Annotated in this window: 13 protein-coding genes; all 13 read left to right on the top strand. The window is 72.5% G+C overall.

Translation table 11 applies throughout. The features are described from left to right. The first annotated feature begins 301 nt into the window (after positions 1-301). The 13 genes from uvrC to ACF08D_RS06010 all read left to right on the top strand — a co-directional run bounded on the left by uvrC (position 302) and on the right by ACF08D_RS06010 (position 16,922). On the top strand, positions 302-2,473 hold the full coding sequence (gene uvrC, locus ACF08D_RS06070) for an excinuclease ABC subunit UvrC (protein ID WP_392221353.1): 2,172 nt from the start codon (positions 302-304) through the stop codon (positions 2,471-2,473). Beyond that, on the top strand, positions 2,466-3,443 hold the full coding sequence (gene rapZ, locus ACF08D_RS06065; protein ID WP_392221352.1) for an RNase adapter RapZ: 978 nt from the start codon (positions 2,466-2,468) through the stop codon (positions 3,441-3,443). Before uvrC ends, rapZ begins: the two co-directional genes overlap by 8 nt. Next, the gene (gene yvcK / locus ACF08D_RS06060; protein ID WP_392221351.1) at positions 3,440-4,462 is read left to right on the top strand and encodes a uridine diphosphate-N-acetylglucosamine-binding protein YvcK; all 1,023 of its coding nucleotides are present in this window, start codon (positions 3,440-3,442) and stop codon (positions 4,460-4,462) included. Before rapZ ends, yvcK begins: the two co-directional genes overlap by 4 nt. Further along, a complete protein-coding gene (gene whiA / locus ACF08D_RS06055; RefSeq protein ID WP_084901626.1) occupies positions 4,453-5,442 on the top strand; it encodes a DNA-binding protein WhiA in 990 nt (329 codons plus the stop codon). Before yvcK ends, whiA begins: the two co-directional genes overlap by 10 nt. A 291-nt stretch (positions 5,443-5,733) precedes the next feature. After that, positions 5,734-8,709 carry a M14 family zinc carboxypeptidase gene (locus ACF08D_RS06050; RefSeq protein ID WP_392221350.1) on the top strand — a complete coding sequence of 992 codons (2,976 nt, stop codon included), beginning with the start codon at positions 5,734-5,736 and terminating at the stop codon, positions 8,707-8,709. Between the two features lie 293 nt (positions 8,710-9,002). Further along, positions 9,003-10,007: a type I glyceraldehyde-3-phosphate dehydrogenase gene (gap, locus tag ACF08D_RS06045; RefSeq protein WP_392221349.1), complete on the top strand. Its 1,005-nt coding sequence runs from the start codon at positions 9,003-9,005 to the stop codon at positions 10,005-10,007. Between the two features lie 120 nt (positions 10,008-10,127). After that, positions 10,128-11,339: a phosphoglycerate kinase gene (locus ACF08D_RS06040; protein WP_392221348.1), complete on the top strand. Its 1,212-nt coding sequence runs from the start codon at positions 10,128-10,130 to the stop codon at positions 11,337-11,339. 6 nt (positions 11,340-11,345) lie between these two features. Further along, positions 11,346-12,122, top strand: a complete 777-nt coding sequence (gene tpiA / locus ACF08D_RS06035) for a triose-phosphate isomerase (protein WP_392221347.1) — start codon at positions 11,346-11,348, stop codon at positions 12,120-12,122. A gap of 212 nt (positions 12,123-12,334) precedes the next feature. Further along, positions 12,335-12,565 (top strand): preprotein translocase subunit SecG, encoded by a 231-nt coding sequence (gene secG / locus ACF08D_RS06030; RefSeq protein WP_064073089.1) that lies wholly within the window; start codon positions 12,335-12,337, stop codon positions 12,563-12,565. Between the two features lie 110 nt (positions 12,566-12,675). After that, positions 12,676-13,011, top strand: coding sequence for an RNA polymerase-binding protein RbpA (locus ACF08D_RS06025; RefSeq protein WP_003957010.1), 336 nt, complete (start codon positions 12,676-12,678; stop codon positions 13,009-13,011). Between the two features lie 197 nt (positions 13,012-13,208). After that, entirely contained in the window at positions 13,209-14,861 is a 1,653-nt protein-coding gene (gene pgi / locus ACF08D_RS06020; RefSeq protein WP_392222316.1) for a glucose-6-phosphate isomerase, read from the top strand. A 4-nt stretch (positions 14,862-14,865) separates the two neighbouring features. After that, complete coding sequence (locus tag ACF08D_RS06015; RefSeq protein ID WP_392221346.1) at positions 14,866-15,366, top strand: PH domain-containing protein; 501 nt, start codon at positions 14,866-14,868, stop codon at positions 15,364-15,366. Further along, complete coding sequence (locus tag ACF08D_RS06010) at positions 15,363-16,922, top strand: PH domain-containing protein (RefSeq protein ID WP_392221345.1); 1,560 nt, start codon at positions 15,363-15,365, stop codon at positions 16,920-16,922. The genes ACF08D_RS06015 and ACF08D_RS06010 overlap by 4 nt, the downstream gene beginning before the upstream one ends. Positions 16,923-16,929 lie beyond the last annotated feature (7 nt).

Below are 16,929 nucleotides of genomic sequence, written 5' to 3'. Positions count from 1 at the left end.
GCCCCGGCCGGTCGGCCCCGGCTCCCGGGCGGCGCCGACCTCGGGGACCCGGCTCCCGCGCGGCGCCGACCTCCGGGGACCCGGCTCGTGGGCGGGCCCGGCTCCCGGGCGGGCCCGGGCCCTGAGCGGCGCCGCCCCCCGGGGCCGCTCCGGCCTCCGAGCGGCGCCGGGCCCCTGGGCGGGCGTCCCGGTGGGCCCGGGCGGCGGGGCCTCGGGCGTCCCGTTCCCGACACCTCGGGCGTCCCGTTACCGACACCTCGTGGCGCCCGTGGTGTCACTGGACGACAGTAGGGTGTGAGGCATGGCAGACCCCTCCAGCTACCGCCCCAAGCCGGGACAGATCCCCGACTCGCCGGGGGTCTACAAGTTCCGCGACGAGCACCGCCGGGTGATCTACGTCGGGAAGGCGAAGTCCCTGCGCCAGCGGCTCGCCAACTACTTCCAGGACTTGGCGGGCCTGCACCCCCGTACGCGGACCATGGTCACCACGGCCGCCTCGGTGGAGTGGACGGTCGTGTCCACGGAGGTCGAGGCGCTCCAGCTGGAGTACTCGTGGATCAAGGAGTTCGACCCCCGGTTCAACGTCAAGTACCGCGACGACAAGAGCTACCCCTACCTGGCCGTCACGCTCAACGAGGACTTCCCGCGCGTACAGGTCATGCGGGGCCAGAAAAAGAAGGGCGTGCGCTACTTCGGCCCGTACAGCCACGCCTGGGCCATCCGGGACACGGTCGACCTGCTGCTGCGGGTCTTCCCCGTCCGCACCTGCTCCGCCGGGGTGTTCAAGAACGCCGAGCGGACCGGCCGGCCCTGCCTCCTCGGCTACATCGGCAAGTGCTCGGCGCCGTGCGTGGGGCGGGTGGACCCGGAGGAACACCGGGAGCTGGCCGAGGAGTTCTGCGACTTCATGGCCGGCCGGACCGGGACGTACATCCGCCGGCTGGAGAAGGACATGATGCTGGCGGCCGAGGACATGGAGTACGAGAAGGCCGCCCGCCTCCGGGACGACATAGGTGCCCTCAAGCGGGCCATGGAGAAGAGCGCGGTCGTGCTCGCCGACGCCACCGACGCGGACCTGATCGCGGTGGCCGAGGACGAGCTGGAGGCGGCCGTGCAGATCTTCCACGTCCGCGGCGGCCGGGTGCGCGGCCAGCGCGGCTGGGTCACCGACAAGGTCGAGGCCGTCGACACGGCCGGCCTGGTCGAGCATGCGCTCCAGCAGCTGTACGGCGAGGAGAGCGGCGACGCCGTACCCCGGGAGGTCCTCGTCCCGGCCCTCCCCGAGGACCTCGACGCCGTCACGCAGTGGCTCAGCGACCGGCGCGGCTCGCAGGTGTCCCTGCGCATCCCGCAGCGCGGCGACAAGAAGGCGCTGATGGAGACGGTCGGGCGCAACGCCCAGCAGTCCCTGGTGCTGCACAAGACCAAGCGCGCCAGCGATCTGACCACCCGCTCGCGGGCGCTGGAGGAGATCGCGGAGGCGCTCGACCTCCAGGCGGCGCCGCTGCGCATCGAGTGCTTCGACGTCTCGCACCTCCAGGGCGAGGACGTCGTGGCGTCCATGGTGGTCTTCGAGGACGGGCTGCCCCGGAAGAGCGAGTACCGCCGCTTCCAGATCAAGGGCTTCGAGGGCCAGGACGACGTCCGCTCGATGCACGAGGTGATCACCCGCCGGTTCAGGCGCTATCTCGCCGAGAAGGAGCGGACCGGCGAGTGGACGGTGGCGGAGACGGCGGACGAGGCCGACCCGACCGGCGGCGCGGCCGGCGCAGTCGGCGCGGCGGCGACCGCCACCGGGGGAGCCGTCGGCCCCGGCCTGCCGCAGGCCGGACTGCCCGAGCCCGGCGTCCCCGGCCTGCCCGAGCCGGGCCTGCCCCCGGCCGGCCTCCCCGAGCCCGGGGTCGCCGTGACGGAGGTGCCCGCGCCGGGCGCGGAGGACGACGGGCGGCCGAAGAAGTTCGCGTACCCGCCGCAGCTCGTGGTGGTCGACGGCGGCCGGCCGCAGGTCGCCGCGGCCCAGCGGGCGCTGGACGAGCTGGGCATCGACGACGTGGCCGTCTGCGGCCTGGCCAAGCGGCTGGAGGAGGTCTGGCTGCCCGGCGACGACGACCCCGTGGTGCTGCCCCGCTCCAGCGAGGGGCTGTACCTCCTCCAGCGGGTCCGCGACACCGCGCACGACTTCGCCATCCGCTACCAGCGCACCAAGCGGCACAAACGCATCCGCACCGGCCCGCTCGACGCCGTCCCCGGGCTGGGCGAGGCCCGCAAGCAGACGCTCATCAAGCACTTCGGCTCGGTGAAGCGGCTGCGGCAGGCGACAATCGAGCAGATCTGCGAGGTGCCGGGCTTCGGCCGGAAGACCGCCGAGGCCGTCGCCGTGGCCCTCGCCCAGGCGGCCCCGGCCGCCCCCGCCGTCAACACGGCGACCGGAGAGATCATGGAAGACGACGACGGGGGAGGCACGGATGCCTGACCACCACCCCACCCCGGAACCACTGCCGACCGCACGACCAGCACGAGAAGACGGAGCACCACACGTGAGTACGGGCACCACGATCGAGGCCGGCGAGGCCGCCGAGGCGGCCATCCCCGAGCTGGTGATCATCTCCGGCATGTCCGGCGCCGGGCGGAGCACCGCCGCCAAGTGCCTGGAGGACCTCGGCTGGTTCGTCGTCGACAACCTGCCGCCCGCGCTGATCCCCACCATGGTGGAGCTCGGCGCCCGTTCCCAGGGCAATGTGGCGCGTATCGCCGTCGTGGTCGACGTGCGGGGCCGCCAGTTCTTCGAGAGCCTCCGCGAGTCGCTGGCGGTCCTCGACGCCAAGCAGGTCACCCGCCGGATCGTCTTCCTGGAGTCGTCCGACGAGGCCCTGGTCCGCCGCTTCGAGTCGGTGCGCCGCCCGCACCCCCTCCAGGGCGACGGCCGGATCGTGGACGGCATCGCCGCCGAGCGCGACCTGCTGCGCGAGCTGCGCGGCGACGCGGACCTGGTGATCGACACCTCCAGCCTCAACGTCCACGAGCTGCGCGCCAAGATGGACGCCCGGTTCGCCGGCGACGAGGAGCCGGAGCTGCGCGCCACAGTCATGTCGTTCGGGTACAAGTACGGCCTGCCCGTGGACGCCGACCTGGTGGTGGACTGCCGCTTCCTGCCCAACCCGCACTGGGTCCCGGAGCTGCGCCCCTTCACCGGCCTCAACGAGGAGGTGTCGGGCTATGTCTTCAACCAGCCGGGCGCCAAGGAGTTCCTCGACCGGTACACCGAGCTGCTCCGGCTGATCTCCACCGGCTACCGCCGCGAGGGCAAGCGGTACGTCACGGTCGCGGTCGGCTGCACCGGCGGCAAGCACCGCTCCGTCGCCATGTCCGAGAAGCTCGCCGCCCGGCTGTCCTCCGAAGGGGTCGAGACCGTCGTCGTGCACCGGGACATGGGGCGCGAGTGAAGCAGTCCCGTCGGCGTACGAGCTCCCTGTCCGTTCGTACGCTCCGCAGGCGCGGCGCCCAGCCCAAGGTCGTGGCCCTCGGCGGCGGCATGGGCCTGTCCGCGTCCCTCGCCGCCCTGCGCCGCATCACCGGCGACCTGACCGCCGTGGTCACCGTCGCCGACGACGGCGGCTCCAGCGGCCGGCTCCGGGAGGAGCTGGGCGTGCTGCCGCCGGGGGACCTGCGCAAGGCCCTGGCGGCGCTGTGCGGCGACGACGACTGGGGCCAGACCTGGTCCCGCGTCATCCAGCACCGCTTCCAGTCCAAGGGCGACCTGCACGAGCACGCCGTGGGCAACCTGCTGATCGTCGCCCTGTGGGAGCAGCTCGGCGACCACGTCCAGGCGCTGGACCTGGTGGGCAGCCTGCTCGGCGCGCACGGCCGGGTGCTGCCCATGTCGGCGGTGCCGCTGGAGCTCCAGGCGCTGGTCAAGGGCCACGACCCGAAGCGCCCGGACGCCGTGGACACCGTCCGCGGCCAGGCCACCGTGGCGCTCACGCCCGGCGAGGTGCAGTCCGTGCACCTCGTGCCGAACGATCCGCCCGCCGTCCCGGAGGCCGTCGAGGCCGTGCTGGACGCGGACTGGGTGGTGCTGGGCCCCGGGTCCTGGTTCTCCTCCGTGATCCCGCACCTCCTGGTGCCGGAGCTGCTGGAGGCCCTCGTGGAGACGAAGGCCCGCAGGGTCCTGTCGCTGAACCTCGCACCGCAACCCGGAGAAACCGAGGGCTTCTCCCCGCAGCGTCATTTGGAGGTTTTGGGACGACACGCCCCTAAACTCGCCCTGGACGTGGTGCTGGCCGACGAGGCCGCCGTACCCGACCGCGAGTCCCTCGCAGAGGCCGCCAAGCGGCTCGGCGCCGCGGTCGAGCTGGCCCCGGTGGCCAGGAAGGACGGCTCGCCGAAGCACGACCCGGAGCTGCTGGCCGCCGCGTACGACCGTATTTTTCGGATGCATGGAAGGATCGGCCCATGGCGATGACGGCAGCGGTGAAGGACGAGATCTCCCGGCTCCCCGTCACCCGGACCTGCTGCAGAAAGGCCGAGGTCTCGTCGATCCTGCGGTTCGCCGGCGGCCTGCACCTGGTCAGCGGGCGGATCGTGATCGAGGCGGAGCTGGACACGGCGATGGCGGCGCGCCGGCTGAAGCGGGACATCGCAGAGATCTTCGGGCACGGTTCCGAGCTGATCGTGATGGCGCCGGGCGGGCTGCGCCGCGGCTCGCGCTTCGTCGTACGGGTGGTGGCGGGCGGTGATCAGCTCGCTCGCCAGACCGGGCTGGTCGACGGCCGGGGCCGCCCGATCCGGGGCCTGCCGCCGCAGGTCGTCTCGGGGGCGACCTGTGACGCGGAGGCCGCCTGGCGCGGCGCCTTCCTGGCGCACGGCTCGCTGACCGAGCCCGGCCGCTCCTCGTCGCTGGAGGTCACCTGCCCCGGCCCGGAGGCGGCGCTCGCGCTGGTCGGCGCCGCGCGACGGCTCTCCATCCCCGCCAAGGCCCGCGAGGTCCGGGGCGTGGACCGGGTGGTCGTACGGGACGGGGACGCGATCGGCGCCCTGCTCACCCGGCTCGGCGCGCACGACTCGGTGCTGGCCTGGGAGGAGCGGCGGATGCGCCGCGAGGTCCGTGCCACGGCGAACCGGCTGGCCAACTTCGACGACGCCAACCTCCGCCGCTCGGCCCGTGCCGCGGTGGCGGCCGGCGCCCGGGTGCAGCGCGCCCTGGAGATCCTCGGCGAGGAGGTCCCCGAGCACCTGGCGGCGGCCGGCCGGCTGCGCATGGAGCACAAGCAGGCGTCGCTGGAGGAGCTGGGCGCCCTCGCCGACCCGCCGCTGACCAAGGACGCGGTCGCGGGCCGTATCCGGCGCCTGCTGGCGATGGCCGACAAGCGGGCCCAGGACCTGGGCATCCCCGGGACGGAGTCCAACCTGACGGAGGAGATGGCCGACGGTCTCGTCGGCTGAACCGGTACGAGGCGGAGCGGGCCGTACGTCACATGCGGCCCGCCCGCCGCCCCGGGCACGGCACCTCGCCGCCCCCGGGCCTCGGCGCCCCGCCGCCCCGGCGCCCATGCCGCCGTACCTCTCCGGTGCACACCCAGCACGACCCCGCCGCACCCCTCACCCCCCAACCCGCCCCCTCCGCCTCACCCCCCCGGCCACCATCCGGCCGGAAACGCATCATTGACATGATCATGCACAGTCACCAGCCTGGCGCCTGTCCACGTCCGTGGCACACAACCGCAAGGGGGGCACATGAGACGCAGGGCGGGTTCGATCCTCGCCGCGGCCTCGCTGCTGATGGCCGGACTGGTGGCGGGACCCGCCACCGGGGCCGAGCAGCGGCCTGACGGCGCGACCGGGGACAGCGGCGGCAGCAGCGGCGGCACCCTCTCCGTATGGCACGCGCGGGTGACCAAGGAGCAGGTACCGCTCCTCCTCGACGCCGGCACCGACGGGCACGAACTGACCGAGCAGGTGCCCGACCGGGGCACCGCCACCGTCGAGCTGCACCTCACCGGGCGGCAGGCGCACGCGCTGCGCGAGCGGGGCGTGCGGATCACCGAGCACGACCTGACCGCCACCGCCGAGAAGCGGGTCACGGCCGCCGGCGACGGCGTCTTCCAGCCGTACGGCGGCCCGGGCGGGCTCAAGGAGGAGATCCTCGCCACCGCCCGCGCCCACCCGGCGCTCACCAAGGTCGTCAGCATCGGCAAGACCGTCCGGGGGCAGGACATCCTCGCCCTCAAACTCACCAAGAACGCCGGCCGGACCCGGGACGGGGCCAGGCCCGCCACCCTCTACCTCTCCAACCAGCACGCCCGCGAGTGGATCACCCCCGAGATGAACCGGCGGCTGCTCCACCACTACCTCGCCGGGTACGGCAAGGACTCGCGCATCACCAGGATCGTCGACACCACCGAGCTGTGGTTCGTGCTCTCGGCCAATCCCGACGGCTACGACCACACCCACGCCGACCCCGCCAACCGCCAGTGGCGCAAGAACCTCCGCGACAACAACGGCGACGGGCGGCCCGGGCCCGGCGACGGCGTCGACCTCAACCGCAACTTCTCCTACAAATGGGGCTACGACAACGAGGGTTCCTCGCCCGACCCCGCCGACGAGACCTACCGAGGCACCGGCCCGATGTCGGAGCCCGAGACCCGGGCGCTGGACGCCTTCCAGAAGCGGATCGGCTTCCAGTACGGCATCAACTACCACTCCGCCGCCCAGCTCCTGCTGTACGGCGTGGGCTGGCAGGTCGCCACGGACACCCCGGACGACGTGGCCCTCACCGCACTGGCCGGGACGCCCGGGAAGTCCGCGGTCCCCGGCTACCGCCCGCAGGTCTCCTCCGAGCTGTACACCACCAACGGCGAGGCCGACGGGCACGCGGCCAACGTCAATGGCATGCAGATGTTCACCCCGGAGATGTCGACCTGCGCCACCGCCTCCCGCGTCGACCCCAACGACGCCTGGGAACCGGCCGACTGCGCGTCCGTCTTCACCTTTCCCGACGACGAGAAGCTGATCCAGCAGGAGTTCGCCAAGAACGTCCCCTTCGCGCTGGCCGTCGCCGAGTCCGCCGCCCGCCCCGACGACCCGGTCTCCCCGGTGGGAGCCCCGGCGCCGCCCTTCGTGCCCGACCCCTTCACCACCTCCTACGCGTACGACGGCGCCGCCCAGGAGGTCGCCGTCACCGCCCGGAAGTCGCTGCGCGACAAGGAGCTGAAGTACCGCGTCAACGGCGGTCGCACCCACGACCAGCGCCTCAAAGCCTGGAAGGGCGGCGAGACGTACGGCGGCGAGGACAACCTCTACTACGACGAGTACCGCGCCGAGGTCCAGGACGGCGAACCCGGCGACACCGTCGAGGTCTGGTTCACCGGCCGCACCCGCGACGGCAGGCGCGTCTCCTCCACCCCGTTCACCTACACCGTCGCCGAACGGCCCCGCGCCGACGTGCTGGTCCTCGCCGAGGAGGGCGGCACCGCCCCGGCCCGGCACACCGCCGCGTACACCAAGGCGGTCAGGGACAACGGCCGCCGCGCCGCCGTCTGGGACGTCGCCGCCCGGGGCGTCCCGCACCCGCTGGGCGTGCTCGGCCACTTCGGCACGGTCGTCCGGTACACCGGCGCCGACCGCCCCTCCGGCGGCACCACCCTCGCCCTGCGGGAGTACCTCAACGAGGGCGGCAGACTGGTCGACGCGGGCGAACGGTCCGGTGGCGCCGTGGACATCGGCCGCGCCGACTCCGACGACTTCGCCCAGTACTACCAGGGCGCCTACCGCCGCTCCGGGATCGCCGGGCCCGGCGCCTTCCGGGGCGAGGGGCGGTTCGCCGGAGTACGGGCCGCCCTCGGGGACGCCCCCGGCAACCCGCTGGACAGCGCGGGCGCCTTCACCGTCACCTCCGACACCCTCGACCCCCGGCTCTTCCCCCGGTTCCGCAGCGCCGCCGCGGGCGGCTACCCCGGGGTGCGCACCCCCTTCGAGCCGTACGAGGGCGAGACCTTCGCCGCCGTCCGGCACACCGACGACACGTGGACGCGGCTGACCCGTACCGTCGACCTGACCGGCACCGCCGCGGCGGCGCGGCCCACGCTCGGCTTCCGGCTCAGCCACGACACCGAGGCCGGGTACGACCACGTCGTCGTCGAGGCGCGCACCGCGGGCCAGGACGACTGGACCACCCTGCCCGACACCCAGGGGCGGTCCACGAGCGCCGTCCCGGCCGACTGCGCGGAGGGCTACTACCTCGCCGGGCACCCCTTCCTCGCCCACTACCTCACCCTCGGCGAGGACGGCTGCACCGCCACCGGGACCACCGGCGCCTGGCACGCCTTCACCGGCACCTCCGGCGGCTGGCAGCCGGTCTCCGTCGACCTGAGCGCGTACGCCGGCAAGCGGGTCGAGGTGTCCGTCTCGTACGTGTCCGACCCCGGCACCGGGGGTACGGGCGTCTTCGTGGACGACACCGAGCTGATCGTCGGCGGTACCCGCGAAGGGGAGGGGTTCGAGACCTCGTTCGGGCCCTGGAGCGTGTCCGGCCCGCCGGCCGGCAGCCCCGGCAACGCCGGTGACTGGGCCCGCTCGCCCGCCCTGTTCCACTCGCGGGCGGCCGTCACCACCCGGGACACGGTGCTGTTCGGCTTCGGCCTGGAGCACGTGCCCGACCCGTCGTCCCGCGCCCGGCTGCTGGGCACCGCCCTGCGCGCGCTCGACCGCTGAGACGTGCCCCGACGAGCGTGCCGCCGCACGGCTGAGCGGGGCCCGGCCGGCCCCGCCCCGACGAGCGGCGGCGCGCACGGACGAGCGCCGAGCGATCACGCTCGGTAGCCGGACGAACGCCCCGGAGGACCGTACTGTCCAGTAGGAAAAAGGTCGTGGTCACCGGGCTCGCCCGAATGCGCTAGATGTCACTCCGCCGCCTGGAGGGAGGTAGGGTCGTAAGCGGTCGGGGACATCCCAAATGGAAACTCGCCGGCGTCGAAACCCGGCGTACCTATCGAGGAGATCGGTTCGTGACGATCCGCGTAGGAATCAACGGCTTCGGCCGCATCGGTCGCAACTACTTCCGCGCACTGCTGGAGCAGGGTGCGGACATCGAGATCGTGGCTGTCAACGACCTGGGTGACACAGCGACCACGGCCCACCTGCTGAAGTACGACACCATCCTGGGCCGCCTCAAGGCCGAGGTGAGCCACACCGAAGACACCATCACGGTCGACGGCCGCACCATCAAGGTGCTCTCCGAGCGCAACCCGGCCGACATCCCGTGGGGCGAGCTGGGCGTCGACATCGTCATCGAGTCGACCGGCATCTTCACCAAGAAGGCCGACGCGGAGAAGCACATCGCGGGTGGCGCGAAGAAGGTCCTCATCTCGGCTCCGGCCACCGACGAGGACATCACCATCGTCATGGGCGTCAACCAGGACAAGTACGACGCGGCCAACCACCACGTCATCTCCAACGCCTCCTGCACCACCAACTGCGTGGCGCCGATGGCCAAGGTCCTCGACGAGAACTTCGGCATCGTCAAGGGCATGATGACGACGGTCCACGCGTACACCAACGACCAGCGCATCCTGGACTTCCCGCACAAGGACCTCCGCCGCGCCCGCGCCGCCGCGGAGAACATCATCCCGACCTCGACGGGCGCCGCCAAGGCCACCGCCCTGGTCCTCCCGCAGCTCAAGGGCAAGCTGGACGGCATCGCCATGCGCGTCCCGGTGCCGACCGGCTCGGTGACCGACCTCGTCATCGAGCTCGACCGCGAGGTCACCAAGGACGAGATCAACACCGCCTTCCAGAAGGCCGCCGAGGGACAGCTCAAGGGCGTCCTGGAGTACACCGAGGACCCGATCGTCTCCTCGGACATCGTCAACTGGCCGGCCTCCTGCACCTTCGACTCGAAGCTCACCATGGTCCAGGGCAAGCAGGTCAAGGTCGTCGGCTGGTACGACAACGAGTGGGGCTACTCCAACCGTCTCGTCGACCTCACCGTCTTCGTCGGCGGCCAGCTCTAAGAAACCGGGCAGCGGGGCAGGCACTTCGATGTGAGCGCAGGGCTCGGGCAGCGCAACGCCGCGCTGCGCGGGCCCTGACGCTTGCGTCGATCTTCCAAGGAGTACGGAGTAAGAGGACAGATGAAGACGATCGACGAGCTGCTGCGTCAAGGCGTCGAGGGCAAGCGGGTGTTCGTCCGCGCCGACCTCAACGTGCCGCAGGACGGCACCACCATCACCGACGACGGCCGCATCCGCGCCGTCCTGCCGACCGTCAAGGCACTGACCGAGGCCGGTGCCAAGGTCGTCGTGGCCTCGCACCTCGGCCGCCCCAAGGGCGCCCCGGACCCGGCCTTCACCCTGCGGTTCGCCGCCTCCCGCCTCGGCGAGCTGCTCGGCCGCCCCGTGGCGTTCGCCGGCGACACCATCGGCTCCGAGGCCCACGCCGCCGTCGAGGGCCTGGGCGACGGCGACATCGCCGTCCTGGAGAACCTCCGCTTCAACGCCGGCGAGACGTCCAAGGACGACGCCGAGCGCGCCGAGTTCGCCGCCCGCCTCGCCGCCCTCGCGGACGTCTACGTGGGCGACGGCTTCGGCGCCGTGCACCGGGGCCACGCGTCGGTCCACGACCTGCCCCGCCTGCTTCCCGCCTACGCCGGCTACCTGATCAGCACCGAGCTCGGCGTCCTGCGGAAGCTCACCGACGACGTCCGCCGCCCCTATGTCGTCGTGCTCGGCGGCGCCAAGGTCTCCGACAAGCTCGGTGTCATCGACCACCTGCTGGAGAAGGCCGACCGCATCCTCATCGGCGGCGGCATGGCGTACACCTTCCTCAAGGCCAAGGGCCACGAGGTGGGCATCTCGCTCCTCCAGGAGGACCAGATCCCGGCCTGCCTGGACTACCTGGCGCGCGCCGAGAAGAAGGGCGTGGAGTTCGTGCTCCCCGTCGACGTGCTGGTCTCGGCCGAGTTCCCCGACCTCAAGACCAAGGCGCCGGCCAACCCGACCCTGGTCTCCTCGTCCGCCATCCCGGCCGACCAGGAGGGTCTGGACATCGGCCCCGAGACCCGCAAGCTGTACGCATCGAAGCTCGCCGACGCGGCCACCGTCTTCTGGAACGGCCCCATGGGCGTCTTCGAGCACCCCGACTACGCCGAGGGCACCAAGGCCGTCGCCCAGGCGCTCGTCGACTCCCCGGCCTTCACGGTCGTCGGCGGTGGTGACTCCGCCGCCGCCGTCCGGACCCTGGGGTTCGACGAGGACGCATTCGGCCACATCTCGACCGGCGGCGGAGCGAGCCTCGAATACCTCGAGGGCAAGACGCTTCCCGGCCTCGCCGCACTGGAGGACTGACCCTCAATGACCGCCCGTACCCCGCTGATGGCGGGCAACTGGAAGATGAACCTCAACCACCTCGAGGCCATCGCCCACGTCCAGAAGCTCGCCTTCGCCCTGACCGACAAGGACTACGAGGCCGTCGAGGTCGCCGTCCTCGCGCCCTTCACCGACCTGCGGTCCGTGCAGACCCTGGTCGACGGCGACAAGCTGAAGATCAAGTACGGCGCCCAGGACATCTCGGCGCACGACTCCGGCGCGTACACCGGGGAGATCTCCGGCCCGATGCTCGCCAAGCTGAAGTGCTCCTACGTCGCCGTCGGCCACTCCGAGCGCCGGCAGTACCACGGCGAGACGGACGAGATCTGCAACGCCAAGGTCAAGGCCGCCTTCACGCACGGGATCACCCCCATCCTCTGCGTCGGCGAGGGACTGGACGTCCGCAAGGCGGGCAACCAGGTCGCCCACACGCTCGCCCAGCTCGACGGCGCCCTGAAGGACGTGTCCGCCGAGCAGGCCGAGAGCATTGTGATCGCCTACGAGCCGGTCTGGGCCATCGGCACCGGCGAGGTCGCCACGCCCGAGGACGCCCAGGAGGTCTGCGGAGCCGTCCGCGGCCGTCTCGCCGAGCTGTACTCCCAGGAGCTTGCCGACAAGGTCCGCATCCAGTACGGCGGCTCCGTCAAGGCCGGCAACGTGGCCGCGATCATGGCGCAGCCCGACGTGGACGGCGCCCTGGTGGGCGGCGCCGCGCTGGACGCCGACGAGTTCGTCAAGATCGTCCGGTTCCGCGACCAGTGACCACCGACCATTGACCACTGATCACTGACCAGTGACCACTGCCACGGTCCGGTGAACCGCCGGACGTGAGTAGGCGGTGGGACGGAATCGTCGTACCCTTGCGGGGGCCGAGGCTCATGCGCGCGGGCTGTTGCCGCGCGAGCCTGGGCCCCCGCACACCGTGTAAGCCGTGTAAGCCGAGAATTGCCAGGAAGTAGGGTCCAGCCGTGGTTATGGGGTTCTCGATCGCCCTGATCGTCTTCAGCGCGCTGCTGATGCTGCTCGTGCTGATGCACAAGGGGAAGGGCGGCGGCCTCTCCGACATGTTCGGTGGCGGCATGCAGTCGTCCGTCGGTGGCTCCTCGGTCGCCGAGCGCAACCTGGACCGCATCACCGTGGTCGTCGGTCTGCTGTGGTTCGCGTGCATCGTCGTGCTGGCTCTGCTGATCAAGCTGGACAACTGACGTCTCGGTTCCGCGCCCCCGGAAGAGGGGTAACTCCTCTCCCTGGACGCGCGTTGGGCCTTACGTAGACTGGGGCATCTTCGAGCACCATCACGCAGGGAGTTACAACCGTGGCAAGTGGCAACGCGATCCGGGGAAGCCGGGTCGGCGCGGGGCCGATGGGGGAGGCCGAGCGGGGCGAGTCCGCGCCGCGACTGCGCATCTCCTTCTGGTGCTCGAACGGGCACGAGACACAGCCGAGCTTCGCGAGCGACGCGCAGGTCCCCGACACCTGGGACTGCCCGCGGTGCGGGTTCCCCGCCGGCCAGGACCGGGACAATCCGCCGGACCCGCCGCGCACCGAGCCGTACAAGACGCACCTCGCGTACGTACGGGAGCGGCGCAGCGACGCGGACGGCGAGGCGATCCTGGCCGAGGCGCTGGCCAAACTGCGCGGTGAGATCTGAACGGCTGAGGGCCCCGCGGTGGAACATCCACCGGCGGGGCCCACTGCGTTGTGCCCCGCATCCGGGCCCCGCCTCCTCGCCCGCGCTCGAACGCGCCCCCGTCTCCGTGCCCGCGCTCGAACGCGCCCCAGATCAATTAGGTTGGAGGGGCAGCGGGGCAACAGGCAGGTACGAGAAGAAGTGGGCTGATGTCCGAGATGAACGCAGAAGGCCGCACCAGGCTCCCCCAGATGCCCGAATGGACCGCTCTCGCCAAGCACCGGCAGGAGCTGGGCGGGACCCATCTGCGCGAGCTGTTCGCCGCCGACCCGGCGCGGGGCACGTCGTACACCCTCCGCGTCGGCGATCTGTACGTCGACTACTCCAAGCAGCGCGTCACGGATGAGACGCTGCGGCTGCTGCGCGAGCTGGCCGACGCCACCGGGGTGGCCCGGCTGCGCGACGCCATGTTCCGCGGCGAGAAGATCAACACCACCGAGGACCGGGCCGTCCTGCACACCGCGCTCCGGGCCCCCCGGGACGCCGTGATCGAGGTCGACGGCGAGAACGTGGTCCCGGGCGTCCACGCGGTGCTCGACAAGATGGCCGCCTTCTCGGAGCGCGTCCGCTCCGGCGAGTGGACCGGCCACACCGGCAGGCCCATCAAGAACATCGTCAACATCGGCATCGGCGGCTCCGACCTCGGCCCCGCCATGGCGTACGAGGCGCTGCGCTCCTACACCCGGCGCGACCTCACCGTCCGGTTCGTCTCCAACGTCGACGGCGCCGACCTGCACGAGGCGGTCCGCGACCTGGACCCGGCCGAGACGCTGTTCATCATCGCGTCGAAGACCTTCACCACCATCGAGACCATCACCAACGCCACCTCCGCCCGCGACTGGCTGCTCACCGGCCTGAGGGCCGGTCAGGAAGCCGTCGCCCGGCACTTCGTGGCGCTGTCCACCAACGCCGGCAAGGTCGAGGACTTCGGCATCGACACGGCCAACATGTTCGAGTTCTGGGACTGGGTCGGCGGCCGGTACTCCTACGACTCCGCCATCGGCCTCTCCCTGATGATCGCCATCGGCCCCGAGCGGTTCCGCGAGATGCTCGACGGCTTCCACCTGGTCGACGAGCACTTCCGCACCGCGTCGCCCGAGGAGAACGTCCCGCTGCTGCTCGGTCTGCTGGGCGTCTGGTACGGGGCGTTCTTCGACGCCCAGTCCCACGCCGTGCTGCCCTACAGCCACTACCTGTCGAAGTTCACGGCGTACCTCCAGCAGCTCGACATGGAGTCCAACGGCAAGTCCGTCGACCGGGACGGCAACCCGGTCACCTGGCAGACCGGCCCCGTCGTCTGGGGCACCCCCGGCACCAACGGGCAGCACGCGTACTACCAGTTGATCCACCAGGGCACCAAGCTCATCCCCGCCGACTTCATCGGCTTCGCCAAGCCCGTCGCGGATCTGGCGCCCGGCCTGGTCGCCCAGCACGACCTGCTGATGGCCAACTTCCTCGCCCAGACCCAGGCGCTGGCGTTCGGCAAGACCCCCGACGAGGTACGCGCCGAGGGCGTGGCCGAGGACCTGGTGCCGCACAAGACCTTCCGCGGCAACCACCCCACCACCACCATCCTCGCCGACGAGCTGACCCCGTCCGTGCTGGGCCAGCTGATCGCCCTCTACGAGCACAAGGTGTTCGTCCAGGGCGCCGTGTGGAACATCGACTCCTTCGACCAGTGGGGCGTCGAACTCGGCAAGGTCCTTGCCAAGCGCATCGAGCCGGTGCTCACCGAGGGCGAGGGCGGCGACGGGCTCGACAGCTCCACCGCCGCGCTCGCCGAGCGCTACCGGACACTGCGCGGCAGGTGATCCGGTGACGGGGGAGGGCGCGGTGCGGCTCCGGCCGCCCCGCAACACGCTGAACGAGCGGGCCGTCGGCTGGTGGACCACCCAGTGGCTGCTGCTGACGGCCGCGCCGGTCACGGTCCTGGCCGTGCTCGGCGCGCTGATCGGGCCCGCCAGGCTCTGGCTGTGGCTGCCCGCCGCGGTGCTGGCCGCGGCCGGGCTCGCCTGCGCCGCGCTCCTTCCCCGCTGGTGGTTCCGGGTCCACCGCTGGGAGGTCACGGACGACGCCGTGTACGTCCGCACCGGGGCCTTCTGGCAGGAGTGGCGGATCGCCCCGATGTCCCGGATCCAGACGGTCGACACCGTCCGCGGACCGCTGGAGCAGGCGTTCCGGCTCGCCACGGTCACCGTGACCACCGCCTCCGCCAAGGGCGCCGTCCGGATCGAGGGCCTCGACCACCGGCTGGCCGCCGACCTCGCCGAGCGGCTCACCCGCATCACCGGCGCCACCCCCGGCGACGCCACATGACCGGGCGCGACGCCGGCACCGCCGACGGGTGGCGGCGGCTCGACCGGCGCACCGTGCTGGTCGCCGCCCTGGTCGCGGCGGGCGTCGCCGGCGGTGTGTGCGTCTCGCTGCTGCTCGGCCTCAGCGGCGGCACCTGGGCCCGGCAGGGGCCGCTGCGCGGCGCCCGCGCCCTGCTGCTGCCCGCCGGGGCCCTGCTCTTCGTCCTGGGCGCCGCCGCCCTGGAGCACATCCGCTGGACCCGCACCCGCTACCGCGTCGGCCCCGAGCGCGCCGAACTGCACACCGGGGTGCTCCTGGTGAAACGCCGCTCGCTGGCCCGCGAACGCATCCGCACCGTCGACCTCACGGCGAACCCGCTGCTGCGGGTGCTGGGCCTGGTCAAGGTGCGGATGGGCACCGGCGAGCACACCGGCGCCACCGGGTCCACGCTGGAGCTCCGCCCGGTCGCCAGGGCCGAGGGGGAGCGGCTGCGCCGCGAACTGCTCGACCGGCCCCCGGCGGCCGGCGGCACCACCCGGGACGGCGAGCTGGCCGTGCTCGACCCCCGCTGGATCCGCTACGCCCCGGTGTCGTTCGTCGCCCCGCTGCTGGGCGGCGCGGCGGCCGGCGCCGTGATGCAGGTCAGCCAGTGGTTCGGCGCCCAGGAGGAGGTCATCGACTGGGTGGGCGCCCGCTTCACCGGCACCCCCGTGGTGGGCATCGTCCTCACCCTGGCCGCGCTCGTCCTGGCCGCCGGGGTGGTGGGCGCGCTCGGGCTGTGGGTCGAGATGTGGTGGAACCACCGGCTGGAGCGGGAACCGGGCGGCACGCTGCGGGTCCGGCGCGGGCTGTTCACCACCCGCTCCATCTCCGTCGAGGAGCGCCGGCTGCGCGGGGTGGAGCTGGTCGAACCGCTGGGCTTCCGGCTCTGCGGCGCGGCCCGGGTCGACGCGATCGCCACCGGCCTCACCACCGCCCAGGAGGACCGGCACACCGACCACAAGACGCTGCTGCCGCCCGCGCCGCGCCCCGCCGCCGAGCGGGTGGCCGCCCTGGTCCTGCGCGAGACCACCGCCCCCACCGGGGTGCCGCTCACGCCCCACCCCCGCGCGGCCCGCGCCCGGCGCCTGCGGTGGGCCCTGTCGGCCGCCCTGGCACCCGTGGTGGTCCTCGCCGTGCTGGGCGCCCTCCTCACCGACGTCCTGCTGTACGCCGCCGGGGCCTGCGCCCTGGTCCTGGTGCCGCTCGCGGTGCTCCTCGCCCTCGACGCGTACCGCGCCCTGGGCCACGCCACCACGCCCCGCCACCTGGTCACCCGCTCCGGCACCGTCCGGCGCGCCACCGTCGCCCTGGACCGGGGCGGCGTCATCGGCTGGACGGTCCGGCAGTCGTACGTCCAGCGCCGCGCCGGTCTCGTCACGCTCACCGCGACCACCGCGGCGGGCGCGGGGGCGTACCACGTCCGCGACGCCGGGCGGGACGAGGGGCTCACGTTCGCCGCGGCGGCCGTACCGGGCCTGCTGGAGCCGTTCCTGGAGCGCGGGCCCGGACCGGGCGGGGCGCCGCCGGGGGAGTGACGCACCC

Origin of the sequence: Streptomyces sp. NPDC015131, from assembly GCF_043079975.1 — a bacterium.
Taxonomy (GTDB): Bacteria; Actinomycetota; Actinomycetes; order Streptomycetales; family Streptomycetaceae; genus Streptomyces.
Note: the sequence above shows the minus strand (reverse complement) of the source record. Positions and strands in the feature narration are given on the sequence as shown.